Origin of the sequence: Pseudarthrobacter sp. NBSH8 (assembly GCF_014217545.1) — a bacterium.
Classification (GTDB): Bacteria; Actinomycetota; Actinomycetes; order Actinomycetales; family Micrococcaceae; genus Arthrobacter.
This window is the reverse complement of the sequence record NZ_CP043178.1, coordinates 3841340-3866470: the sequence shown is the minus strand read 5'-3', so window position 1 is coordinate 3866470 and position 25131 is coordinate 3841340. Positions and strand designations below refer to the sequence as shown.

13 protein-coding genes and 6 rRNA genes are annotated in these 25131 nt (G+C 60.2%); 15 read left to right on the top strand and 4 right to left on the bottom strand.

The annotated features are described in order from the left end of the window. Window positions 1–10: 10 nt before the first annotated feature. The 4 genes from FYJ92_RS17875 to FYJ92_RS19225 are packed head-to-tail and all read right to left on the bottom strand — an operon-like array spanning window position 11 to window position 2778. Entirely contained in the window at window positions 11–754 is a 744-nt protein-coding gene (locus tag FYJ92_RS17875) for an FAD:protein FMN transferase (RefSeq protein ID WP_185261890.1), read from the bottom strand. A 55-nt stretch (window positions 755–809) separates the two neighbouring features. Continuing rightward, a complete protein-coding gene (locus FYJ92_RS17870) occupies window positions 810–1307 on the bottom strand; it encodes an FMN-binding protein (protein WP_185261889.1) in 498 nt (165 codons plus the stop codon). Further along, on the bottom strand, window positions 1304–1999 hold the full coding sequence (locus FYJ92_RS19230) for a hypothetical protein (protein WP_255482195.1): 696 nt from the start codon (window positions 1997–1999) through the stop codon (window positions 1304–1306). The genes FYJ92_RS17870 and FYJ92_RS19230 overlap by 4 nt, the downstream gene beginning before the upstream one ends. Continuing rightward, the gene (locus tag FYJ92_RS19225; protein ID WP_255482194.1) at window positions 1996–2778 is read right to left on the bottom strand and encodes a ferric reductase-like transmembrane domain-containing protein; all 783 of its coding nucleotides are present in this window, start codon (window positions 2776–2778) and stop codon (window positions 1996–1998) included. Before FYJ92_RS19225 ends, FYJ92_RS19230 begins: the two co-directional genes overlap by 4 nt. A 339-nt stretch (window positions 2779–3117) precedes the next feature. On the opposite strand from FYJ92_RS19225, the gene rpmB reads away from it, so the two are divergent. From rpmB to FYJ92_RS17790, 15 genes are all read left to right on the top strand, one after another. After that, window positions 3118–3354 (top strand): 50S ribosomal protein L28, encoded by a 237-nt coding sequence (rpmB, locus tag FYJ92_RS17860; RefSeq protein WP_056342125.1) that lies wholly within the window; start codon window positions 3118–3120, stop codon window positions 3352–3354. After that, a complete protein-coding gene (rpmG, locus tag FYJ92_RS17855) occupies window positions 3354–3521 on the top strand; it encodes a 50S ribosomal protein L33 (protein WP_013602737.1) in 168 nt (55 codons plus the stop codon). The genes rpmB and rpmG overlap by 1 nt, the downstream gene beginning before the upstream one ends. A 4-nt stretch (window positions 3522–3525) precedes the next feature. Continuing rightward, the gene (gene rpsN / locus FYJ92_RS17850; protein WP_026266887.1) at window positions 3526–3831 is read left to right on the top strand and encodes a 30S ribosomal protein S14; all 306 of its coding nucleotides are present in this window, start codon (window positions 3526–3528) and stop codon (window positions 3829–3831) included. 693 nt (window positions 3832–4524) lie between these two features. Further along, window positions 4525–6048: ribosomal RNA gene (locus FYJ92_RS17845) — 16S ribosomal RNA — on the top strand. Window positions 6049–6597: 549 nt separating this feature from the next. Then, window positions 6598–9746: ribosomal RNA gene (locus FYJ92_RS17840) — 23S ribosomal RNA — on the top strand. A gap of 217 nt (window positions 9747–9963) precedes the next feature. Beyond that, a 5S ribosomal RNA gene (rrf, locus tag FYJ92_RS17835) occupies window positions 9964–10080 on the top strand. Together the 16S, 23S and 5S rRNA genes form the textbook arrangement of a ribosomal RNA operon. A gap of 195 nt (window positions 10081–10275) precedes the next feature. Next, window positions 10276–10557 (top strand): hypothetical protein, encoded by a 282-nt coding sequence (locus FYJ92_RS19360; RefSeq protein WP_185261888.1) that lies wholly within the window; start codon window positions 10276–10278, stop codon window positions 10555–10557. 780 nt (window positions 10558–11337) lie between these two features. Further along, window positions 11338–12381 (top strand): integrase core domain-containing protein, encoded by a 1044-nt coding sequence (locus tag FYJ92_RS17825; RefSeq protein ID WP_255482193.1) that lies wholly within the window; start codon window positions 11338–11340, stop codon window positions 12379–12381. After that, a complete protein-coding gene (gene istB, locus FYJ92_RS17820) occupies window positions 12378–13136 on the top strand; it encodes an IS21-like element helper ATPase IstB (RefSeq protein ID WP_185261887.1) in 759 nt (252 codons plus the stop codon). Before FYJ92_RS17825 ends, istB begins: the two co-directional genes overlap by 4 nt. Before the next feature lie 1206 nt (window positions 13137–14342). After that, window positions 14343–15866 (top strand): 16S ribosomal RNA (locus tag FYJ92_RS17815). A gap of 549 nt (window positions 15867–16415) precedes the next feature. Further along, window positions 16416–19564 (top strand): 23S ribosomal RNA (locus tag FYJ92_RS17810). Window positions 19565–19776: 212 nt separating this feature from the next. Beyond that, window positions 19777–19893 (top strand): 5S ribosomal RNA (gene rrf / locus FYJ92_RS17805). Window positions 19894–20373: 480 nt separating this feature from the next. Beyond that, complete coding sequence (locus FYJ92_RS17800; RefSeq protein ID WP_056341443.1) at window positions 20374–20661, top strand: HU family DNA-binding protein; 288 nt, start codon at window positions 20374–20376, stop codon at window positions 20659–20661. Window positions 20662–20763: 102 nt separating this feature from the next. Next, window positions 20764–22911 carry a cytochrome c oxidase assembly protein gene (locus FYJ92_RS17795; RefSeq protein ID WP_185261886.1) on the top strand — a complete coding sequence of 716 codons (2148 nt, stop codon included), beginning with the start codon at window positions 20764–20766 and terminating at the stop codon, window positions 22909–22911. Further along, entirely contained in the window at window positions 22911–24962 is a 2052-nt protein-coding gene (locus FYJ92_RS17790) for an NHL domain-containing thioredoxin family protein (protein ID WP_185261885.1), read from the top strand. Before FYJ92_RS17795 ends, FYJ92_RS17790 begins: the two co-directional genes overlap by 1 nt. The last annotated feature ends 169 nt before the right edge of the window (window positions 24963–25131 follow it).

Here is a 25131-nt window from a genome sequence, read left to right as displayed (position 1 = left end):
GCCGAATCCCCTAGCTGCGGAAGCCCGGCGTGGCCAGCAGTTCCCCGTCGGCAAGAACCGCCAGCACCGCGACGTCCCAGCCGTCGGTAGCCCTGTCCAGCATCGGCCTGCCGCCTGCCACAATCGCGGTGGCGAGGACGTCCGCCGTCGTGATGTCCGCAGCCGCAACGGAGACCTGGGTGAACGCCGAGGAATCCCTGGGCCGGCCCCAGATATGGTCGCCCCTTTCCGCGGAGCCGGAAGTCGCCAACGCCGCGTGACGCGGTCCCAGCGGGTAGCCGGCCAGCAGAATGCCACGGTCCGCGGGATCCATGATGCCCGCGTCCCAAGGTGCGTTGCTTCCAGGCACCGGCGAGCCGCTCACCAGCACGTCGCCGCCCGCGTTCAGACACCAGTCCGGACGCCCGAGCGCCAGCAGTGATGTGGCTGCCTCCTGGATCGCGAAAGCCTTGACGAGGCCGGAAAGGTCCAGCGCGCCGTCGGGCCTTTCCGGGGTGAAGGCACCTTCGGTGCGCAATCGCCAGCCCAGAGCCTCGGCGTACCGTGCACGCATGCCCGCGGAGGCGTCGCGCAGGGACAGCTCGCCGCGCGCAATGGTGCTCGCTTCAGAATCGGCCCGGTACAGGCTGAACGTTTGGTCCAGGTCCAGGAACAGGCGTTCGACGACGGCGGTGGCGGCGGCCAGTTCATCCTCCTGCCCGTTCCCTCCCGCGGCCGGGTTCACCGGAATCGTCAGGCTAATGACCGTGCCCATGCTGCGGAATGTCCTTGCTTTCATAGGCAGCCGGCCCGCCTGGATTGCGGGGTTCCTAGAGGTTCGCGGCATCGATGGCTGCCTGGAGGGACGTGAGGTAGGCGGTGCTGGTGACGGTGGCGCCGCTGATTGTCTTGACCTCGGCCGACTGGGCGGCCAAGACTTCGGTCCGGAGCAGGGGCGCAGCCCGGTTGCTGATCTGGATTGATTTTCGGTCGTCGTCGGTCAGGTGGAGTGCCGTGACCTCGGTAATGGTCCCTGCCTGCACTGTGATCTGCACCTGAACTGAGCCAAACCGCGTGGACACCACCGCGCCGTCGTACATGCCGGCCGCTGCAGACGTTTGGGGGGAACTTGCGGCGCCGCTGGCACCGGAGACACCGGTGGTCCCGGCAGTTCCGGACCCGGACGCGCCGGTCTCTCCGGTGCCGGTTCCCGCCAGCGCGTCGGCGACCGAGCTGCGGATTTCCGCCACCTGTGCGCCGGCCTGCCATCCTGCCAGGAGGATGCCGGCCGAGGCCAGCGCCGCCGAAACTGCTCCCCGTGCTTTCACCAATCGAACCTTTCGTGATGGATTTGTTCCGGACCGACTCCCGCCGCCCGGGCATCCGCGATGACGTTCCGGGCCCAGCTTGCGGGGCCGCAGATGTAGACGTCCGAATCGGCGATATGGGGGACATACGCGGCAATTGTGTAGCCGGCGCGTACTGCATCTTCCGGCAACCAGCTATGGTCGTCCCACCGAGCACGGGCACCCGTCAGATGGAACAATTCGGCTCCCCGTTTTTGGCAGAGGGCCAGGATTTCGGATCCCAGGTAAAGCTCTGCTTCGTTGTGGCCCCGCAGCAGGACCGTGGCGTCTCCGGGGGCGAGAGGGGTGTCTTCCAAAAGGGCGCGCAGCGGGGTGATGCCGATTCCCGCTCCGATCATCACCACTTTGCGCCGTGTCCGGGCCGCGGTGCTGAACAGTCCGTACGGTCCTTCCACGGCAACCTTGGTGCCGGGCTTCAGCCTGGCAAGCTGCGCGGATCCGCGGCCGAGGTTGCGGACCGTGATCCGAAGCGCGGACCCACGCCCAGGTCCGGACGCCAGCGGCTCGGCTGACAGGCTGAAGGGGTGCGGATGCCACCATAGGCCCGGGGCGAAGAAGCGCCAGATGAAGAACCGCCCGCCGTTACCGGCGAGCCGGTCCAGCTGCAGCCCGGTCATCTCGATGTTCACCACGCCCGGGGCCGCTATCGTCACGCGGCTGACCGTGAGTTTGTGCCGGGAAGTGGCAACGCCGGCTGCACTACGCGGAAGTACAGGAGGGCCGCGCCGGTAGCGGCGCAGATGGCCAGCCAGTACCAGCGCTGCCACGTTCCCTCCGCGAAAAGTCCGCCCACGCTGAACTGATGGGGGAGTGAGGTACCGACGGCGGCGTACGTCAGCAGGTGCACCGCGTACCAGAATTCGTAAGGGAAACGACGCCGGACGGCCACCAGCGACGTGACCACCACGGCGATGAACAGGGTCATGGATATGTAGGCCAGCCACATGTCCGGGACCAGGATCCAGAGGGCAACGGATTCGCTGATGGGGTCCAGGCCCTCGGCCAGCCCGTAGCCCACCGCGATCAGGAGCCCATGGGCCAGCAGGAGGTACAGCGAGGGTTTGCCGAGCCTCCGGTGGAATTCCAGGGCGCGGTCGTGGCCGATTGTCCGGTCAACGAAGGGAATGCGGGCCGCCAGCAGGAGCATCAACAGGACCAGGTCCATGCCTGCCAATCCCGCCACGATCCCCAAGGCGGTAAACGCGGAGGCAGGCGAATTTATGACTCTTGCACCGCCGTCTGCCAGCCACAACGCCACGGCGGCGGCCATCGATCCCCAGGCGATGACCGTCAACGCGTCGGTACGGAGCAGTCGACGGCGATGTTGTCCGTCGAATAATCCAGCCCGCGAGGGGCGGCCCGGCGTTGCGCGCTGATCATTTTGGCCCGGGCGGTTCGGGGTTCTGGTGTCAGAGCGGAGCTTGGGTGTCATGGTTCAACTGTGGGCTTCAAAGCTTTCATTAAGCTGTGAAACTGCTGGTTGGTCGGCTATGAATGCCCCACAGAAAAGCGGTACCTGGTGCGGCGCCCTTATACACCGTCCGGGCCCGGATTGGTCTTTAATTGCGTGAACTCGTAGACTTGGTGAGCGCTAAGTGCGCGGAGCGTGCGCAATTGCTCCGGTGGCCCGGTAATTTTCTCCAGGGTAGCCGGTAGTTAGGGGCTCAAGTTGCGTGACTAACCGTTCACCCTGATCACTTTGGGTCGCACTTAGCCGCATGATCCTGCAGCAGATATGCGGATCATTACATTCAATTCTTGAGGAGAAGTCATGGCAGCACACTGCCAAGTGACCGGAGCCGAGCCGGGCTTTGGGCACAGCATTTCGCACTCGCACCGTCGCAACAAGCGTCGGTTCGATCCGAACATTCAGAAGAAGCGCTACTGGGTTCCGTCCCTGCGCCGTAACGTCACTCTGCAGCTTTCTGCAAAGGGCATCAAGACCATCGACGTGCGCGGCATTGACGTAGTCGTCGCCGCCATCCTTGCTCGGGGAGTGAAGCTCTAATGGCTAAGGACAAGGACGTACGTCCGATCATCAAGCTCAAGTCGACTGCGGGCACGGGTTACACCTACGTGACGCGGAAGAACCGTCGTAACGACCCGGACCGTATGGTTCTGAAGAAGTACGATCCCAAGATCCGTCAGCACGTCGAATTCCGAGAGGAGCGCTAAACACATGGCTAAGAAGTCAATGATCGCAAAGAACGAACAGCGTAAAGTCATCGTTGAGCGTTACGCTGCAAAGCGCCTCGAACTGAAGAAGGCTCTGGTTGATCCCAACTCGACCGACGAAGTTCGCGAAGCAGCACGCCTCGGCCTGCAGAAGCTTCCCCGCAACGCGTCGCCCGTCCGTCTGCGTAACCGCGACATCATCGACGGCCGTCCCCGCGGTACCTTCCAGAAGTTCGGTATCTCCCGTGTTCGCTTCCGCGACATGGCTCACCGTGGTGAGCTCCCGGGCATCACCAAGTCTTCCTGGTAATCCAGCACTGCTGATTCCAGCTGCTTGGGAAGGGCCGGCAACCGTTTGGTTGCCGGCCCTTCCTGCGTTTAAAGCTTCCGGTGATCGAGCCCCATCCGGTGATAGCGCTTGTCGAGATCCGGCGGCGGCGGTCGTTGTGCTGCAGCACACAGCAGGGAAGTACGACGACGGTGCCCGGTTTTGGGTGCCGATGCCGGCTTTGGGCCCGGAATGTGGGGGCATAGGGGCCGTTGTGGGGGTGGATTTGCGGTGGGGGTTGGGTGGGTGTATTGTTTTCTAAGTCGCCGCGAGGGGAACAGCGAAGAGCTGGTTACCGCGGGCGGCCAAACCCCCTAATTCAAGACCAAATGTTGGTTGTTCTTTTGAGCGCCTTTGTTTGGTGGGGATGTGTTTTCTGCTGGTGTGGGTCCTGGAATATGGATTTGCATCGGGGCGGGAAACCGGGTAAGTTTGAAAAGTTGCTCCGGAGCGATCCACGGCCGATTAGATGGTTGTGGTGGTGCCGGGTGTGTCTGTTGTTTGAGAACTCAATAGTGTGCCAAGTTTGTTGATACCAATTTATTGTATTGAATTGGTTGAATTGACTGGATTATGCCACCCCGTGGTGTGGTCTGGTTTTTACAGCTGGTTTCAAATTTTGTGCAACCATTTTATCCTGTTATTTCCGGGGTTGGTGGTTGTGTCTGTTTTACTTCAACGGAGAGTTTGATCCTGGCTCAGGATGAACGCTGGCGGCGTGCTTAACACATGCAAGTCGAACGATGAACCTCACTTGTGGGGGGATTAGTGGCGAACGGGTGAGTAACACGTGAGTAACCTGCCCTTAACTCTGGGATAAGCCTGGGAAACTGGGTCTAATACCGGATATGACTCCTCATCGCATGGTGGGGGGTGGAAAGCTTTATTGTGGTTTTGGATGGACTCGCGGCCTATCAGCTTGTTGGTGAGGTAATGGCTCACCAAGGCGACGACGGGTAGCCGGCCTGAGAGGGTGACCGGCCACACTGGGACTGAGACACGGCCCAGACTCCTACGGGAGGCAGCAGTGGGGAATATTGCACAATGGGCGAAAGCCTGATGCAGCGACGCCGCGTGAGGGATGACGGCCTTCGGGTTGTAAACCTCTTTCAGTAGGGAAGAAGCGAAAGTGACGGTACCTGCAGAAGAAGCGCCGGCTAACTACGTGCCAGCAGCCGCGGTAATACGTAGGGCGCAAGCGTTATCCGGAATTATTGGGCGTAAAGAGCTCGTAGGCGGTTTGTCGCGTCTGCCGTGAAAGTCCGGGGCTCAACTCCGGATCTGCGGTGGGTACGGGCAGACTAGAGTGATGTAGGGGAGACTGGAATTCCTGGTGTAGCGGTGAAATGCGCAGATATCAGGAGGAACACCGATGGCGAAGGCAGGTCTCTGGGCATTAACTGACGCTGAGGAGCGAAAGCATGGGGAGCGAACAGGATTAGATACCCTGGTAGTCCATGCCGTAAACGTTGGGCACTAGGTGTGGGGGACATTCCCCGTTTTCCGCGCCGTAGCTAACGCATTAAGTGCCCCGCCTGGGGAGTACGGCCGCAAGGCTAAAACTCAAAGGAATTGACGGGGGCCCGCACAAGCGGCGGAGCATGCGGATTAATTCGATGCAACGCGAAGAACCTTACCAAGGCTTGACATGAACCGGTAATACCTGGAAACAGGTGCCCCGCTTGCGGTCGGTTTACAGGTGGTGCATGGTTGTCGTCAGCTCGTGTCGTGAGATGTTGGGTTAAGTCCCGCAACGAGCGCAACCCTCGTTCTATGTTGCCAGCGCGTTATGGCGGGGACTCATAGGAGACTGCCGGGGTCAACTCGGAGGAAGGTGGGGACGACGTCAAATCATCATGCCCCTTATGTCTTGGGCTTCACGCATGCTACAATGGCCGGTACAAAGGGTTGCGATACTGTGAGGTGGAGCTAATCCCAAAAAGCCGGTCTCAGTTCGGATTGGGGTCTGCAACTCGACCCCATGAAGTCGGAGTCGCTAGTAATCGCAGATCAGCAACGCTGCGGTGAATACGTTCCCGGGCCTTGTACACACCGCCCGTCAAGTCACGAAAGTTGGTAACACCCGAAGCCGGTGGCCTAACCCCTTGTGGGAGGGAGCTGTCGAAGGTGGGACTGGCGATTGGGACTAAGTCGTAACAAGGTAGCCGTACCGGAAGGTGCGGCTGGATCACCTCCTTTCTAAGGAGCACCTACAGTCACCTTGCCCCGTGTATGCGGGTGTGGAGGGGTTGTCAGGAGTATATGCCCGTTGCGCAGACGCTAGTTCTGCGGCGGGTGCTCAAGGGTGGAATATCAATGAATAGCGGCCGCTTGTTTTGTGCCTCGTCTAGTACGGTGGTGGGTTGTCCTTCGGGATTCTCTTCTGCTTGGAACGGTGTGGGTGTGGATGTGGGTGGTTTAGTGTTTGGCACACTGTTGGGTCCTGAGGCAACAGGGCCGGTGGGATGTGCTGCGGCTTACGGGTTGTGGTGTGTTTTGTCGGGTTTGTTTGTTTCTGGTTTCCTGGCTGCATCGATCACGTACTTTTTGGGGTGTGTGGGGTGTGTGGTTTGGGGTTGTTGTTTGAGAACTACATAGTGGACGCGAGCATCTTTTATAAGAAGCAATTTCCAAGAATATATGAACCTGGATCTGTCCGGGCGTTCGTTGCTGTGGCCTTTGGGTTGTGGTGGTGGTGTCCGGGTGGTTTTCGTGGTTCTCTCGAAAATTAGCGTTTTGATCTTTTGTGGTCAAGTTTTTAAGAGCACACGGTGGATGCCTTGGCATTAGGAGCCGAAGAAGGACGTAGGAATCTGCGATAAGCCTGGGGGAGTCGATAACCGGACTTTGATCCCAGGGTCTCCGAATGGGGAAACCCCGCCAGGGGCGCGAGCCACCTGGTGACCCGCATCTGAACACATAGGGTGTGTGGAGGGAACGCGGGGAAGTGAAACATCTCAGTACCCGCAGGAAGAGAAAACAATAGTGATTCCGTTAGTAGTGGCGAGCGAACGCGGATCAGGCTAAACCGTTCCATGTGTGATAGCCGGCGGGCGTTGCATGGGCGGGGTTGTGGGACTTTCCGTATCAGTTCTGCCGGACTGGTGAGGTGTGATGTGCAGGCATAGGTGAACGGTCTTGAAAGGCCGGCCAGAGAGGGTGTGAGCCCCGTAACCGAAATGTTTTGTGCCGCCTGGAGAGTATCCCAAGTAGCACGGGGCCCGAGAAATCCCGTGTGAATCTGTCAGGACCACCTGATAAGCCTAAATACTCCCTAATGACCGATAGCGGACCAGTACCGTGAGGGAAAGGTGAAAAGTACCCCGGGAGGGGAGTGAAACAGTACCTGAAACCGTGTGCTTACAATCCGTCGGAGCATCTGCAGCTTGTCTGTATGGGTGTGACGGCGTGCCTTTTGAAGAATGAGCCTGCGAGTTAGTGTTACGTCGCGAGGTTAACCCGTGTGGGGAAGCCGTAGCGAAAGCGAGTCTGAATAGGGCGTTGCAGTGGCGTGATCTAGACCCGAAGCGAAGTGATCTACCCATGGCCAGGTTGAAGCGACGGTAAGACGTCGTGGAGGACCGAACCCACTTCAGTTGAAAATGGAGGGGATGAGCTGTGGGTAGGGGTGAAAGGCCAATCAAACTTCGTGATAGCTGGTTCTCCCCGAAATGCATTTAGGTGCAGCGTTGCGTGTTTCTTGCTGGAGGTAGAGCTACTGGATGGCTAATGGGCCCTACAAGGTTACTGACGTCAGCCAAACTCCGAATGCCGGTAAGTGAGAGCGCAGCAGTGAGACTGTGGGGGATAAGCTTCATAGTCGAGAGGGAAACAGCCCAGACCACCAACTAAGGCCCCTAAGCGTGTGCTAAGTGGGAAAGGATGTGGAGTTGCGAAGACAACCAGGAGGTTGGCTTAGAAGCAGCCATCCTTAAAAGAGTGCGTAATAGCTCACTGGTCAAGTGATTCCGCGCCGACAATGTAGCGGGGCTCAAGTACACCGCCGAAGTTGTGGATTTCAGATATTAGCTAAGCCGCCCCTTTGCGGGGTTGGTTCAGGCGTCTGGAGTGGTAGGGGAGCGTCGTGTGGGCAGTGAAGTCGCGGTGTAAACCAGCGGTGGAGCCTACACGAGTGAGAATGCAGGCATGAGTAGCGAAAGACGGGTGAGAAACCCGTCCGCCGAATGATCAAGGGTTCCAGGGTCAAGCTAATCTGCCCTGGGTAAGTCGGGACCTAAGGCGAGGCCGACAGGCGTAGTCGATGGACAACGGGTTGATATTCCCGTACCGGCGAAAAACCGTCCATGTTGAACAGGGGATACTAACCGCCCGATACCTGCCCGCCCACCCTTCGGGGTGATGTGGGTTTTGGTGGAGCGCGGGACCTGATCCTGGGAGGCAAGCGTATTAACAGGTGTGACGCAGGAAGGTAGCCAAGCCGGGCGATGGTTGTCCCGGTCTAAGGATGTAGGGCGAACGGTAGGCAAATCCGCCGTTCATGATGCCTGAGATCTGATGGGACCCCCTCACGGGGGGATTTGGTGATCCTATGCTGCCGAGAAAAGCATCGACGCGAGGTTTTAGCCGCCCGTACCCCAAACCGACACAGGTGATCAGGTAGAGAATACTAAGGCGATCGAGAGAATTATGGTTAAGGAACTCGGCAAAATGCCCCCGTAACTTCGGGAGAAGGGGGGCCCCAACCTTGAACACCACTTGCTGGTGGGAGGGGATCGGGGCCGCAGAGACCAGGGGGAAGCGACTGTTTACTAAAAACACAGGTCCGTGCGAAGTCGCAAGACGATGTATACGGACTGACTCCTGCCCGGTGCTGGAAGGTTAAGAGGACCGGTTAGCCTTACGGCGAAGCTGAGAATTCAAGCCCCAGTAAACGGCGGTGGTAACTATAACCATCCTAAGGTAGCGAAATTCCTTGTCGGGTAAGTTCCGACCTGCACGAATGGAGTAACGACTTCCCCGCTGTCTCAACCATAAACTCGGCGAAATTGCAGTACGAGTAAAGATGCTCGTTACGCGCAGCAGGACGGAAAGACCCCGAGACCTTTACTATAGTTTGGTATTGGTGTTCGGAGTGGCTTGTGTAGGATAGGTGGGAGACGTTGAAGCCCGGACGCCAGTTCGGGTGGAGTCATCGTTGAAATACCACTCTGGTCACTTTGGACATCTAACTTCGGCCCGTAATCCGGGTCAGGGACAGTGCCTGATGGGTAGTTTAACTGGGGCGGTTGCCTCCTAAAAAGTAACGGAGGCGCCCAAAGGTTCCCTCAGCCTGGTTGGCAATCAGGTGTCGAGTGTAAGTGCACAAGGGAGCTTGACTGTGAGAGAGACATCTCGAGCAGGGACGAAAGTCGGGACTAGTGATCCGGCGGTACATTGTGGAATGGCCGTCGCTCAACGGATAAAAGGTACCTCGGGGATAACAGGCTGATCTTGCCCAAGAGTCCATATCGACGGCATGGTTTGGCACCTCGATGTCGGCTCGTCGCATCCTGGGGCTGGAGTAGGTCCCAAGGGTTGGGCTGTTCGCCCATTAAAGCGGTACGCGAGCTGGGTTTAGAACGTCGTGAGACAGTTCGGTCCCTATCCGCTGCGCGCGCAGGAAATTTGAGAAGGGCTGTCCTTAGTACGAGAGGACCGGGACGGACGAACCTCTGGTGTGTCAGTTGTACTGCCAAGTGCACCGCTGATTAGCTACGTTCGGATGGGATAACCGCTGAAAGCATCTAAGCGGGAAGCTCGCTTCGAGATGAGATTTCCATACACCTTGTGTGTGAGAGGCCCCCAGCCAGACCACTGGGTTGATAGGCCGGATGTGGAAGCGAGGACTAACGACTCGTGAAGCTGACCGGTACTAATAGGCCGATAACTTACACCACACACCACCCCTGCAAACGGTTCAAAAGCGTTTGCAACCATGGGTGGTAAAAAGATAACAAGACTGCTTGCGTCCACTATGTGGTTCCCAAACAACAAACCCGTCACACGGGCCGTTGCACAGGAACACAACACAACACAACAACATAACAACACCACAATGTTGTAACCAGATTTCCCACCCGTACAGGCACGCCTGAACGGGCCGGGTAGAAGGGTTACGGCGGTCATAGCGTGGGGGAAACGCCCGGTCCCATTCCGAACCCGGAAGCTAAGACCCACAGCGCCGATGGTACTGCACCCGGGAGGGTGTGGGAGAGTAGGTCACCGCCGGAACATCATTACAGGTCGAGAGCCCCCCAACCACCAGGTTGGGGGGCTCTCCCACGTTAACCACCCAACCCACAAAACACACCCAACCAGAACCACAAACCACCCGCCCGCCGGCCCACAGAACCACGCCCGGCAGTGAAATCCGGCACTTCCGCGTCGCATGCGCCCGTGGCCCTGCCGCCCGCCTCCGATCGACGAGTGGCGGCTAGCGCGTTGCCGCCGGTCGAGGCCACCCGCCCTATGCGCTGCTGCACGTCTTTCATTGTGGGCGCGCGACACACCAATGGTGTAGCCGCCGTTGGGCACCTTGTGGCCCGGGTACGTGCCCTCGGTGGCGGTGGCGGTGCCGTCACCGGCCACGAGCACCGGGTCTACGTCCTCATCGATCCCGCCACCGAAGACATAGACGCCCGCCGCCTTGGCCTCGGCGATGACCGCGTGCGAGGCTTCGACCACCGCCTCGAAGTCCTCCTCGGGTGACACCATGGCGTCACCCGGAAACGAGATCAGGTATTTCGTCATTCGAGGACTCCTCTGCTCCGGCGGCGCCATCCGTCGGCTCTAGTGTGCAGCACCGCTCTGTCTGGTGCCCAGACTGATTATGGCTCCGACGCCCAACATGTGGTCAAGGTCGAGCGTCGCAACCGACCCGCAGAACCTGCTCGAGCGGTACCGCCTGAAAGCGTGTCCCTAAACGCGTGCCCGCGGAGAAGGGGCGGCCATGGATCGATTGGACACGATCGTGATCGGTGCTGGCAGTCAGGGCGTCGAGTCTAACGATTCGATCGACCGGTGGTGCCGACGTTGAGGGCTTGAGAGCATGGAGCGGGACACGCTGACCCGGGAGTTGGCGCACGGTCCGTTGCGCTGGCGTCCCATGGTTCTCAAGGACTCCATCCCCCCGGCACCGGTGTATCGACGGCGGGTACGGGTGGCGCCATCAGGCCATCCATGCCCTCCGTGGCCGCACCCGTCTGCAGAAGGCACTTTCTGTTAACGCCAACCGAAAATAGGGCCAGGAACGCCAACTGAAAATAGGGCCACCGACCAATATGGAAGGTGATCAATTTGGATGATTGGGCGGAGATACGCCACCTGTTTTCGACGGGCAAGCACTCGAAGCGTGAGATCGGCAGGATCGTGGGTGTTTCCCGCAGAACGGTGGATCGGGCGTTGGAGTCGGATCGGGCGCCGAAGTATCAGCGGGCGGCCGGGGTGTCGAGTTTTGTTGTGTTTGCTCCCAGGGTGCGGGAGTTGTTGGTGAAGACGCCGACGATGCCGGCGGCGACGCTCGCGGAGCGGGTGGGCTGGTCTGGTTCCGCTTCGTTGTTCCGGGCGAAGGTCGCTGTGATCCGGCCTGAATACGCGCCGCCGGACCCGGCCGACCGCCTGGTCCACGAGCCGGGGTTCCAGGTCCAGTGCGATCTCTGGTTCCCGCACGAGCCGCTGCCCGTCGGTGCGGGCCAGTCCGATACGCCCCCGGTGCAGGGGAATCCCTCGGCGTTCTCGGGATTTATTCAGGCACGGATGCTGCCGTCGCGGACGACGCCGGATCTTCTGGGCGGGATGTGGACGCTGCTGCAGGATGCGCAGGCGGTTCCGTCTCGGCTGTTGTGGGACAACGAGTCCGGCATCGGCAGGCGCAAACCGACGGAGCCGGTGGCCGCGTTCGCCGGGTCCCTGGGGTTGGAGATCAAGCTGCTTCCGCCGCGGGATCCGGAGTCCAAGGGCATGGTCGAGCGGATGAACAGGTTCTTCCGGCAGCGCTTCATGCCGGGTCGGGAGTTCCGGTCACCAGCGGACTTCAACGGTCAGCTGGAGGACTGGCTGCCCAAGGCCAATCACCGGTACTCGCGGTCCCGCCACGGGCGCCCTGCCGAGCTGATTGTCCTGGACCGGGAGAGGATGCGGGAGCTGCCGCCGGTGAGCCCGGAGGCGGTGTTCCGCAACGCGGTGCGGCTCCCGCGGGATTACTATGTGCGGGTGTTCTCCAACGACTATTCCGTGGACCCTTCGTTCATTGGGCGGATCGTTGACGTCACCGCTGACCTGGACACCATCTGGGTGACCCACGAGGGTGTCATCATCGCCACCCATGTCCGGGCATGGGCCCGGCACCTGGTGGTGACCGATCCCGCCCACGTGGCCCGAGCGGCGGTGATGCGCCGGGACTTCCGAACCCAAAGGGTCCACCGCCCCGAACCAGTGAAGTCCGTGGAAGTGCGGGATCTGGCCGCCTACGACGAGATCTTCGGCATCGACCTCGGCCAGCAGCCGGACCTGGTCCTGGAGGTGGCCGCATGACCGGGACACCGTCACAGATCGAGTACTACGCCCGGGCCCTGCGCGCACCACGGATCAGCGACGGGTTCCGCCGGCTTGGGGACCAGGCCCGGGATGCCGGCTGGTCCCATGAGGAGTACCTGGCCGCGGTCCTCTCCCGGGAAGTCTCCGAGCGTGAGGCCTCCGGGGCTGCGACCCGGATCAAGGCCGCGAGGTTCCCGGCCCACAAGGATCTGGAGGAGTTTAACTTCGATCACCAGCCCTCCGCGGACCGGAACCTCATCGCGCATCTGGGCACCGGGGTGTTCCTTTCCGAGGCCAAAAACGTGGTCCTGCTCGGGCCTCCCGGCACCGGTAAAACCCACCTCGCGGTCGGCATTGGCATCAAGGCAGCCAAGGCCGGGCACAGGGTCCTCTTCGACTCCGCCACCGGCGGGGTCGCCCGCCTCCAGGAGGCCCATTCCCGCGGGGAACTCGCCCAGGAACTGGTCAAACTACGCCGCTACGGGCTCCTCATAATTGATGAAGTGGGCTATATCCCGTTCGATCAGGACGCCGCGAACCTGTTCTTCCAGCTCGTCTCCAGCCGCTACGAACACGCCTCGATGATCCTGACGTCCAACCTCCCGTTCGTTCGCTGGGGAGATGTCTTCGGAGACCTGACCATCGCCTCGGCCATGATCGACCGGATCGTCCACCACGCCGACGTCATCAGCCTCAAAGGCAACAGCTACAGACTCAAAAAACACCAACCCGCCGCCAGTACGGCACAATAGAACCACAACCCCGTGGCCCCGTTTTCAATTGGCACTAATGGCCCTATTTTCGGTTGGCGTTAACACTTTCACACGAATTGGCAAACTCTGCCCGGAAAGCATCGATTACTGGTGCCCGGCACAGGGTGGCTGCATGATGGACGCAGAGGTCGAGATCTCGTACTCAAAGAGCGCCGCCGAATACATTGCCAGATTTGGGTCCGTCGAGTCCACGCATCCGGCATCCTGGCTTGATACTCTCTAATCCACTTTGCACCCGACCGGGTTCCCACTGTTCTCCGGGAGCTGGCACGGCGCCTGATTTCTGGTGGGCTTCTCCTGCTCGGTCTGTTTGAAGGCGACGAAATCGCGAGATTTCCACACGTTGTACCGCCTGCATACTCCTGGCCCGTGGCGGCACTGACCATGATGCTCTGTGCCGCCGGCTTCGAAACCATCTTGCATCTGAGGCGAACTGATCCCGGGCATCGGCCGCATGCCGCTATCAGCGCTCATGCCTGAGCCCTTCTTAGGACACCTGGCCAACGGCGACGCGCACAGGCGCATGATAGAGCGAACCTAAACAAGGCAGACGTTTCGATCTGCCACCGGAGAGGTCACAGCCTTGGCGGTCTCGGCGCTCGCCATTTCCCCGCTCGATGTGATCCAGTCAACACAAACCCGTTCTGGCTGATTACTGCACCGGGCCCCCGATGAGCCCCCAGATTCCGCGCTGCGACGCGGATCTGGGGGCATAGGGGCCGTTGTGGGGGTGGATTTGCGGTGGGGGTTGGGTGGGTGTATTGTTTTCTAAGTCGCCGCGAGGGGAACAGCGAAGAGGTGGTTACCGCGGGCGGCCAAACCCCCTAATTCAAGACCAAATGTTGGTTGTTCTTTTGAGCGCCTTTGTTTGGTGGGGATGTGTTTTCTGCTGGTGTGGGTCCTGGAATATGGATTTGCATCGGGGCGGGAAACCGGGTAAGTTTGAAAAGTTGCTCCGGAGCGATCCACGGCCGATTAGATGGTTGTGGTGGTGCCGGGTGTGTCTGTTGTTTGAGAACTCAATAGTGTGCCAAGTTTGTTGATACCAATTTATTGTATTGAATTGGTTGAATTGACTGGATTATGCCACCCCGTGGTGTGGTCTGGTTTTTACAGCTGGTTTCAAATTTTGTGCAACCATTTTATCCTGTTATTTCCGGGGTTGGTGGTTGTGTCTGTTTTACTTCAACGGAGAGTTTGATCCTGGCTCAGGATGAACGCTGGCGGCGTGCTTAACACATGCAAGTCGAACGATGAACCTCACTTGTGGGGGGATTAGTGGCGAACGGGTGAGTAACACGTGAGTAACCTGCCCTTAACTCTGGGATAAGCCTGGGAAACTGGGTCTAATACCGGATATGACTCCTCATCGCATGGTGGGGGGTGGAAAGCTTTATTGTGGTTTTGGATGGACTCGCGGCCTATCAGCTTGTTGGTGAGGTAATGGCTCACCAAGGCGACGACGGGTAGCCGGCCTGAGAGGGTGACCGGCCACACTGGGACTGAGACACGGCCCAGACTCCTACGGGAGGCAGCAGTGGGGAATATTGCACAATGGGCGAAAGCCTGATGCAGCGACGCCGCGTGAGGGATGACGGCCTTCGGGTTGTAAACCTCTTTCAGTAGGGAAGAAGCGAAAGTGACGGTACCTGCAGAAGAAGCGCCGGCTAACTACGTGCCAGCAGCCGCGGTAATACGTAGGGCGCAAGCGTTATCCGGAATTATTGGGCGTAAAGAGCTCGTAGGCGGTTTGTCGCGTCTGCCGTGAAAGTCCGGGGCTCAACTCCGGATCTGCGGTGGGTACGGGCAGACTAGAGTGATGTAGGGGAGACTGGAATTCCTGGTGTAGCGGTGAAATGCGCAGATATCAGGAGGAACACCGATGGCGAAGGCAGGTCTCTGGGCATTAACTGACGCTGAGGAGCGAAAGCATGGGGAGCGAACAGGATTAGATACCCTGGTAGTCCATGCCGTAAACGTTGGGCACTAGGTGTGGGGGACATTCCACGTTTTCCGCGCCGTAGCTAACGCATTAAGTGCCCCGCCTGGGGAGTACGGCCGCAAGGCTAAAACTCAAAGGAATTGACGGGGGCCCGCACAAGCGGCGGAGCATGCGGATTAATTCGATGCAACGCGAAGAACCTTACCAAGGCTTGACATGAACCGGTAATACCTGGAAACAGGTGCCCCGCTTGCGGTCGGTTTACAGGTGGTGCATGGTTGTCGTCAGCTCGTGTCGTGAGATGTTGGGTTAAGTCCCGCAACGAGCGCAACCCTCGTTCTATGTTGCCAGCGCGTTATGGCGGGGACTCATAGGAGACTGCCGGGGTCAACTCGGAGGAAGGTGGGGACGACGTCAAATCATCATGCCCCTTATGTCTTGGGCTTCACGCATGCTACAATGGCCGGTACAAAGGGTTGCGATACTGTGAGGTGGAGCTAATCCCAAAAAGCCGGTCTCAGTTCGGATTGGGGTCTGCAACTCGACCCCATGAAGTCGGAGTCGCTAGTAATCGCAGATCAGCAACGCTGCGGTGAATACGTTCCCGGGCCTTGTACACACCGCCCGTCAAGTCACGAAAGTTGGTAACACCCGAAGCCGGTGGCCTAACCCCTTGTGGGAGGGAGCTGTCGAAGGTGGGACTGGCGATTGGGACTAAGTCGTAACAAGGTAGCCGTACCGGAAGGTGCGGCTGGATCACCTCCTTTCTAAGGAGCACCTACAGTCACCTTGCCCCGTGTATGCGGGTGTGGAGGGGTTGTCAGGAGTATATGCCCGTTGCGCAGACGCTAGTTCTGCGGCGGGTGCTCAAGGGTGGAATATCAATGAATAGCGGCCGCTTGTTTTGTGCCTCGTCTAGTACGGTGGTGGGTTGTCCTTCGGGATTCTCTTCTGCTTGGAACGGTGTGGGTGTGGATGTGGGTGGTTTAGTGTTTGGCACACTGTTGGGTCCTGAGGCAACAGGGCCGGTGGGATGTGCTGCGGCTTACGGGTTGTGGTGTGTTTTGTCGGGTTTGTTTGTTTCTGGTTTCCTGGCTGCATCGATCACGTACTTTTTGGGGTGTGTGGGGTGTGTGGTTTGGGGTTGTTGTTTGAGAACTACATAGTGGACGCGAGCATCTTTTATAAGAAGCAATTTCCAAGAATATATGAACCTGGATCTGTCCGGGCGTTCGTTGCTGTGGCCTTTGGGTTGTGGTGGTGGTGTCCGGGTGGTTTTCGTGGTTCTCTCGAAAATTAGCGTTTTGATCTTTTGTGGTCAAGTTTTTAAGAGCACACGGTGGATGCCTTGGCATTAGGAGCCGAAGAAGGACGTAGGAATCTGCGATAAGCCTGGGGGAGTCGATAACCGGACTTTGATCCCAGGGTCTCCGAATGGGGAAACCCCGCCAGGGGCGCGAGCCACCTGGTGACCCGCATCTGAACACATAGGGTGTGTGGAGGGAACGCGGGGAAGTGAAACATCTCAGTACCCGCAGGAAGAGAAAACAATAGTGATTCCGTTAGTAGTGGCGAGCGAACGCGGATCAGGCTAAACCGTTCCATGTGTGATAGCCGGCGGGCGTTGCATGGGCGGGGTTGTGGGACTTTCCGTATCAGTTCTGCCGGACTGGTGAGGTGTGATGTGCAGGCATAGGTGAACGGTCTTGAAAGGCCGGCCAGAGAGGGTGTGAGCCCCGTAACCGAAATGTTTTGTGCCGCCTGGAGAGTATCCCAAGTAGCACGGGGCCCGAGAAATCCCGTGTGAATCTGTCAGGACCACCTGATAAGCCTAAATACTCCCTAATGACCGATAGCGGACCAGTACCGTGAGGGAAAGGTGAAAAGTACCCCGGGAGGGGAGTGAAACAGTACCTGAAACCGTGTGCTTACAATCCGTCGGAGCATCTGCAGCTTGTCTGTATGGGTGTGACGGCGTGCCTTTTGAAGAATGAGCCTGCGAGTTAGTGTTACGTCGCGAGGTTAACCCGTGTGGGGAAGCCGTAGCGAAAGCGAGTCTGAATAGGGCGTTGCAGTGGCGTGATCTAGACCCGAAGCGAAGTGATCTACCCATGGCCAGGTTGAAGCGACGGTAAGACGTCGTGGAGGACCGAACCCACTTCAGTTGAAAATGGAGGGGATGAGCTGTGGGTAGGGGTGAAAGGCCAATCAAACTTCGTGATAGCTGGTTCTCCCCGAAATGCATTTAGGTGCAGCGTTGCGTGTTTCTTGCTGGAGGTAGAGCTACTGGATGGCTAATGGGCCCTACAAGGTTACTGACGTCAGCCAAACTCCGAATGCCGGTAAGTGAGAGCGCAGCAGTGAGACTGTGGGGGATAAGCTTCATAGTCGAGAGGGAAACAGCCCAGACCACCAACTAAGGCCCCTAAGCGTGTGCTAAGTGGGAAAGGATGTGGAGTTGCGAAGACAACCAGGAGGTTGGCTTAGAAGCAGCCATCCTTAAAAGAGTGCGTAATAGCTCACTGGTCAAGTGATTCCGCGCCGACAATGTAGCGGGGCTCAAGTACACCGCCGAAGTTGTGGATTTCAGATATTAGCTAAGCCGCCCCTTTGCGGGGTTGGTTCAGGCGTCTGGAGTGGTAGGGGAGCGTCGTGTGGGCAGTGAAGTCGCGGTGTAAACCAGCGGTGGAGCCTACACGAGTGAGAATGCAGGCATGAGTAGCGAAAGACGGGTGAGAAACCCGTCCGCCGAATGATCAAGGGTTCCAGGGTCAAGCTAATCTGCCCTGGGTAAGTCGGGACCTAAGGCGAGGCCGACAGGCGTAGTCGATGGACAACGGGTTGATATTCCCGTACCGGCGAAAAACCGTCCATGTTGAACAGGGGATACTAACCGCCCGATACCTGCCCGCCCACCCTTCGGGGTGATGTGGGTTTTGGTGGAGCGCGGGACCTGATCCTGGGAGGCAAGCGTATTAACAGGTGTGACGCAGGAAGGTAGCCAAGCCGGGCGATGGTTGTCCCGGTCTAAGGATGTAGGGCGAACGGTAGGCAAATCCGCCGTTCATGATGCCTGAGATCTGATGGGACCCCCTCACGGGGGGATTTGGTGATCCTATGCTGCCGAGAAAAGCATCGACGCGAGGTTTTAGCCGCCCGTACCCCAAACCGACACAGGTGATCAGGTAGAGAATACTAAGGCGATCGAGAGAATTATGGTTAAGGAACTCGGCAAAATGCCCCCGTAACTTCGGGAGAAGGGGGGCCCCAACCTTGAACACCACTTGCTGGTGGGAGGGGATCGGGGCCGCAGAGACCAGGGGGAAGCGACTGTTTACTAAAAACACAGGTCCGTGCGAAGTCGCAAGACGATGTATACGGACTGACTCCTGCCCGGTGCTGGAAGGTTAAGAGGACCGGTTAGCCTTACGGCGAAGCTGAGAATTCAAGCCCCAGTAAACGGCGGTGGTAACTATAACCATCCTAAGGTAGCGAAATTCCTTGTCGGGTAAGTTCCGACCTGCACGAATGGAGTAACGACTTCCCCGCTGTCTCAACCATAAACTCGGCGAAATTGCAGTACGAGTAAAGATGCTCGTTACGCGCAGCAGGACGGAAAGACCCCGAGACCTTTACTATAGTTTGGTATTGGTGTTCGGAGTGGCTTGTGTAGGATAGGTGGGAGACGTTGAAGCCCGGACGCCAGTTCGGGTGGAGTCATCGTTGAAATACCACTCTGGTCACTTTGGACATCTAACTTCGGCCCGTAATCCGGGTCAGGGACAGTGCCTGATGGGTAGTTTAACTGGGGCGGTTGCCTCCTAAAAAGTAACGGAGGCGCCCAAAGGTTCCCTCAGCCTGGTTGGCAATCAGGTGTCGAGTGTAAGTGCACAAGGGAGCTTGACTGTGAGAGAGACATCTCGAGCAGGGACGAAAGTCGGGACTAGTGATCCGGCGGTACATTGTGGAATGGCCGTCGCTCAACGGATAAAAGGTACCTCGGGGATAACAGGCTGATCTTGCCCAAGAGTCCATATCGACGGCATGGTTTGGCACCTCGATGTCGGCTCGTCGCATCCTGGGGCTGGAGTAGGTCCCAAGGGTTGGGCTGTTCGCCCATTAAAGCGGTACGCGAGCTGGGTTTAGAACGTCGTGAGACAGTTCGGTCCCTATCCGCTGCGCGCGCAGGAAATTTGAGAAGGGCTGTCCTTAGTACGAGAGGACCGGGACGGACGAACCTCTGGTGTGTCAGTTGTACTGCCAAGTGCACCGCTGATTAGCTACGTTCGGATGGGATAACCGCTGAAAGCATCTAAGCGGGAAGCTCGCTTCGAGATGAGATTTCCATACACCTTGTGTGTGAGAGGCCCCCAGCCAGACCACTGGGTTGATAGGCCGGATGTGGAAGCGAGGACTAACGACTCGTGAAGCTGACCGGTACTAATAGGCCGATAACTTACACCACACACCACCCCTGCAAACGGTTCAAAAGCGTTTGCAACCATGGGTGGTAAAAAGATAACAAGACTGCTTGCGTCCACTATGTGGTTCCCAAACAACAAACCCGTCACACGGGCCGTTGCACAGGAACACAACACAACAACATAACAACACCACAATGTTGTAACCAGATTTCCCACCCGTACAGGCACGCCTGAACGGGCCGGGTAGAAGGGTTACGGCGGTCATAGCGTGGGGGAAACGCCCGGTCCCATTCCGAACCCGGAAGCTAAGACCCACAGCGCCGATGGTACTGCACCCGGGAGGGTGTGGGAGAGTAGGTCACCGCCGGAACATCATTACAGGTCGAGAGCCCCCCAACCACCAGGTTGGGGGGCTCTCCCACGTTAACCACCCAACCCACAAAACACACCCAACCAGAACCACAAACCACCCGCCCGCCGGCCCACAGAACCACGCCCGGCAGTGAAATCCGACACCCTCCCACAACCCGCGAACGAGACGATGCTGGCAACCAACCCGCCGCCGTCGTACGCCCCGCAGCCTCCGGTGGCGCGAAGTGGGAGAGCGTTCTGGGGGCGAGCGCAGATATGATGGAGCGTCTGCTGGACACCTGCAGCACCCTGCTGGACCGTCCGCTGTGGGCGCAAATCCCCCGGAAATCCGCGGAAAACCGGTGATTTTGGTCAAAAAGTCGCGGAAACACGCGGAATTTGCGGTCCTCGCGGGCCCAAGCTGGTAAGTTTTCGAAGAGTGGCTTGCACGCATGCCGCGTTCAGGCTCCAGAAATCGTGACCGTCCAGGAGGACATCAATGGCTAAGAACCGTAGTGAACTTGTTTCAGAGGTAGCAGGCAAGGCCGGCACCAGCCAGGCTGCCGTCAACTCCGTCCTCGATGCACTGTTCGAGGTATTCGAGACTTCCGTCGCCGCCGGCGAGAAGATCACCATCCCGGGCTGGCTCGCAGTTGAGCGCACCGACCGTGCAGCACGCACCGGACGCAACCCGCAGACCGGCGAGACCATCCAGATTGCAGCAGGCCACAGCGTCAAGCTGACCGCCGGCTCCAAGCTGAAGGCTGCAGTCGCCAAGAAGAAGTAGTCTTCTTCAGCAACAGCAGCAAAGGAGCGGCAACCTCAGGGTTGCCGCTCCTTTGCTTTAAGCCGATTCGCCGCGCGGGCACCGGTAGCGGACAATGGATAAGTGCCTTCTGCAGCAAAATCCCGTCAACCAGCACCCCAGCCAGGCCCCGCCGGGGGCGTCTCGGCCCGGGGTGGCGGCGTCCTGGGGATTTCCCGGCCGTGGCAGCTCGCGGGCCTCGCTGCCCTCTTCCTGGGACTGGTGGCGGCACTCCTTTTCTCCGGGGCGGCTGCGGCCCGTGAGGTCTCTGACCCCGGAGCCCTGGTCCGCTGGGGGCTTCCCGTCAGCAAGGCCATCCACAACGTGGCACTGGCGACAGTGATCGGCGGACTGATCTTCGCCGTCGGTATCCTTCCAAGATCTGCCGGACCCCGGTCCCGACACCATGGGGACGCTCCGGAACACCCGGCCTTCGCCCGGGCCCTGGCCATTGCGGCTGCTGCGGGTGCTGCCTGGACGCTGTCAGCGGTGGCCGTACTGGTCCTCACCTACTCAGACGTTGCCGGCCAAGCGGTCGGTGGGGACGCCGAGTTCACCCGCGCCTTGGTGTATTTCATGACGGACATCGATACCGGCCGGGCATGGCTGACCGTGACCATCATCGCGGCCGTGGTGACCACCGCGCTGTTTGGCGTCAGGTCCCTTGGCGGCCTTGCGCTCACGCTGATCCTGGCGCTGGCCGGACTGGTTCCCGCCGCGCTGATCGGCCACTCCTCAAGCTCGTCGGACCACGAAGGCGCCATCAACTCCCTCGGCCTGCACCTCGTGGGCGTCAGTGCCTGGGTTGGCGGCATTATTGTCCTGGCGCTGCTGTCCGGAATCCTGGCCGGCTCGAAGCCCGGGACCGCCGCCGACATCACCGAACCGACGCTGCGGCGTTTCTCTTCCCTGGCCGGCTTTGCGTTTGTGCTCGTCTTTGCCTCCGGCGTCATCAATGCCAGCATCCGCATCACCAACTGGGGGGACCTCCTTGGTTCCCCCTACGGCCAACTGATCCTTGCGAAGTCGGCGGCCGCTTTAGTCCTTGGCGGCATCGGTTTGATGCACCGGCAATGGGTCATCCCGCAGCTGGGCCGCAATGGCTCGGCAATGTCCTCGCGCCGCGTGCTGTGGCAGCTGCTCCTCGTGGAACTCCTGATTATGTGCGCCACCTCCGGCGTCGCCGTCGCCCTGAGCCGATCGGCCCCGCCGCAGCCCACCACGTTTGCACCGGATGCCTCGCCAGCCTTCATCATCACCGGCTACGAGCTGCCGCCTGAACTGACGCCGGAACGCTGGCTGACGGAGTGGCGCTTTGACTGGCTCTGGGTGGCCGTGGTTCTCTTCGGGCTGGTGGCCTACTTCCTGGGCGTCGCCAAGGTGATCCGACGCGGCGACAAGTGGCAGTGGTTCCGGGCCGTGAACTGGGTGATCGGCCTCCTGGTGCTGACCTACATCACGTCAGGGCCGCCGTCGGTCTATGGCAGGATCCTGTTCTCCGCGCACATGGTGGACCACATGGCACTGACCATGGTGGCCCCCATCTTCCTGGTGCTCGGAGCCCCGGTGACGCTGGCCCTGCGGGCCTTGCCTGCCCGCGGCGACGGCACCCGTGGGGCCCGCGAGTGGCTGCTCGTGTTCATCCACTCCAAGTTCTCCCAACTGGTCACGCACCCGCTCTTCGCCGCGGCCAATTTCGCTGGCTCGATCGTGCTGTTCTACTACTCGGACGCGTTCGGCTTTGCCATGCGGGACCACGTGGGCCACGAGCTCATGATCGTGCACTTCTCGCTTACGGGTTACATTTTCATCCTGAGCATGATCGGCACGGACCCGTTGCCCCGCCGCGCAGCATATCCCATGCGCCTGCTCCTGCTGCTGGCGACCATGGGCTTCCACGCGTTCTTCGGCGTCGCGATCATGGGCGGCACCAGCCTGCTGGCGGCCGACTACTTCGGCAACCTTGGCCGTGTCTGGGGGCCGTCCGCTCTCCTTGACCAGCAAATGGGCGGGGCCGTGGCCTGGGGCATCGGCGAAGTGCCCACCCTCCTGGTGGCCATCGGCGTCGCGATCATGTGGTCCCGGTCCGATGCCAGGGAGTCCAAACGGACCGATCGGGCGGCGGACAGGAATAACGACGCCGATCTCACTGCTTACAACGATATGTTTGCCAAATTGGCTGAACGTGATGCCAGATTGGCTGAACGCAACTCAAAGCTGGAAGGCCGCTGATGAGCGAAACCGTACGTACCCAACTCCGGGTCCGCGCCTCCGAACTGGTTGGCCGTAACTGGCTCAACACGGGCGGCAAATCGCTGGACCTCGGAGCCCTGCGCGGGAAGATCGTGCTGCTCGACTTCTGGACTTTCTGCTGCATCAACTGCCTGCACGTCCTCGATGAGCTGCGCCCGCTTGAGGAACAGTACTCCGACGTCCTGGTCACCGTTGGCGTGCACTCGCCCAAGTTCGAGCACGAAGCAGATCCCGTGGCCCTGGCCGCCGCCGTGGAACGCTACGAGATCCACCACCCCGTCCTGGACGATCCCGAGCTGGAGACCTGGAAGGCCTACACGGCGCGCGCCTGGCCCACGCTGGTGGTCATCGACCCCGAGGGCTACATCGTGGCGCACCTGTCCGGTGAAGGCCACGCTGACGGCCTGGCCGTGCTCATCTCCGAACTGATCGCCGAGCACGAGGCCAAGGGCACGATCCACCGCGGCTCCGGCCCTTACGTGGCGCCTGAAGCCACCTCGGGCACGCTGCGCTTCCCCGGCAAGGCACTGTTCCTGCCGGCGGGACGCGGTTCAGCAGGAACCGGTTCAGGCGCGCAGGGTTCAGCCGGGCAGCGAAGTTCCGACGGCGGGACTCCGGCTGCCGCGGATACCGCCACCGGTGGTTCCTGGCTGGTAACCGACACGGGCCACCACCGTCTTGTGGAGCTGGGCAACGACTTCCAGACGGTGCTGCGCACTTACGGCTCCGGGACCAGGGGCCACGCTGACGGCCCGGCCGCCGCCGTCGACTCCGTCCAACCGACCGCACGGTTCAACGAACCGCAGGGCCTGGTGCTGCTTCCGGAAGAGGTGGCAGCGAAGGCGGGCTACGACGTCGTCATTGCAGACTCCGTCAACCACCGGCTCAGGGGACTCTCGCTCACGGGCGGCAAGGCCACGACGATTGTTGGCAACGGCGTGCAGCGCCTGCTGGAAACCGGCCCCGCACGGGTGGACGAAGACGCGGCCGGGTTTACGGGCCAGCTCAGCGAGCATCCGCTGGAAGTGTCCCTCAGCTCGCCCTGGGACGTCGTGTGGTCCACCAAGCTCAACGCCGTCGTGATCGCCATGGCCGGCACGCACCAGATCTTCAGCTTCGAGCCCGTCACCGGCGCCGTTGCAATTATTGCCGGCAACGGACTGGAGGGCCTGCTGGACGGCCCTGCCCACGAAGCCTGGTTCGCGCAGCCGTCCGGACTGGCCGAGGACGCCGACGGCAACATCTGGGTGGCGGACTCCGAAACGTCAGCCCTCCGCAAACTGATCATTGACGACGGCGGCACGGTCACCGTGCAGACCGCCGTGGGCAAGGGCCTGTTCGACTTCGGCTTCCGCGACGGCCCCGCGTCCGAGGCACGCCTCCAGCATCCCCTCGGCGTCACTGTCCTGCCTGACGGCTCCATTGCCATCGCTGACACGTACAACGGTGCCGTGCGCCGCTACGATCCCGCCGCGGGGACCGTGTCCACGCTGGCCCGCGGACTCTCGGAACCCTCCGACGTGATTGTGGACCACACGCACGCCGCAGGCTCCGAGCCGCTGCTGGTAGTGGTGGAGGCCAACAAGCACCAGCTGGTCTACGTGCCCATCCCCAAGGAAGCCCAGCAGGTTGATGAGGGCGCCTCGCAGACCCACCGGCCCAAGAGCCCGGTAGCCCCCGGGCTGCTCGAGCTGACCGTGCGTTTCACCGCGCCCACCGGGCAGAAGCTCGACGACCGCTGGGGAGACCCCACGCAGCTGAAGATCTCCTCCACCCCGTCGGAATTGCTTGTGTCCGGCGGTGGGACCTCAGTGGGGCTGCTCCGGACACTGGAGCTGGCTTCCGGCATTCCGGAGGGCGTCCTGCACATCACCGCCCGTGCCGCCGCCTGCGACGGCCCGGAGGATGCGGACGGCGAGATCCCGGACCACGCTGCCTGCCACTTGTACCAGCAGGACTGGGGCATCCCGGTTCTCCTGGCGGACGACGGCGACACCGAGTTGGTCCTGGACCTGCGCGGAATGGACTGATCACCGCCGTCGTGCTTTAGGTGAAAAGGCTGCCTCCCAGGATTTCGTGTCACGGAGGCAGCCTATTGCGTCTTGCGGCGGCGCCCGGCCGCGGATTGCCGGGGGTTACGTCTCCGCCCGTAGCCAAAAGCGTGCTCTGCGTGACGCCTTGGGTGACTACCGGGGCGCC

Excerpts from the sequence above, each read along its gene's own strand:
- rpmG (WP_013602737.1), top strand. The coding sequence starts at position 3,354 with ATGGCTAAGGACAAGGACGTACGTCCGATCATCAAGCTCAAGTCGACT.
- rpsN (WP_026266887.1), top strand. The coding sequence starts at position 3,526 with ATGGCTAAGAAGTCAATGATCGCAAAGAACGAACAGCGTAAAGTCATC.
- rpmB (WP_056342125.1), top strand. The coding sequence starts at position 3,118 with ATGGCAGCACACTGCCAAGTGACCGGAGCCGAGCCGGGCTTTGGGCAC.
- istB (WP_185261887.1), top strand. The coding sequence starts at position 12,378 with ATGACCGGGACACCGTCACAGATCGAGTACTACGCCCGGGCCCTGCGC.
- FYJ92_RS17800 (WP_056341443.1), top strand. The coding sequence starts at position 20,374 with ATGGCTAAGAACCGTAGTGAACTTGTTTCAGAGGTAGCAGGCAAGGCC.
- FYJ92_RS17875 (WP_185261890.1), bottom strand. The coding sequence starts at position 754 with ATGGGCACGGTCATTAGCCTGACGATTCCGGTGAACCCGGCCGCGGGA.
- FYJ92_RS19225 (WP_255482194.1), bottom strand. The coding sequence starts at position 2,778 with ATGACACCCAAGCTCCGCTCTGACACCAGAACCCCGAACCGCCCGGGC.
- FYJ92_RS17790 (WP_185261885.1), top strand. The coding sequence starts at position 22,911 with ATGAGCGAAACCGTACGTACCCAACTCCGGGTCCGCGCCTCCGAACTG.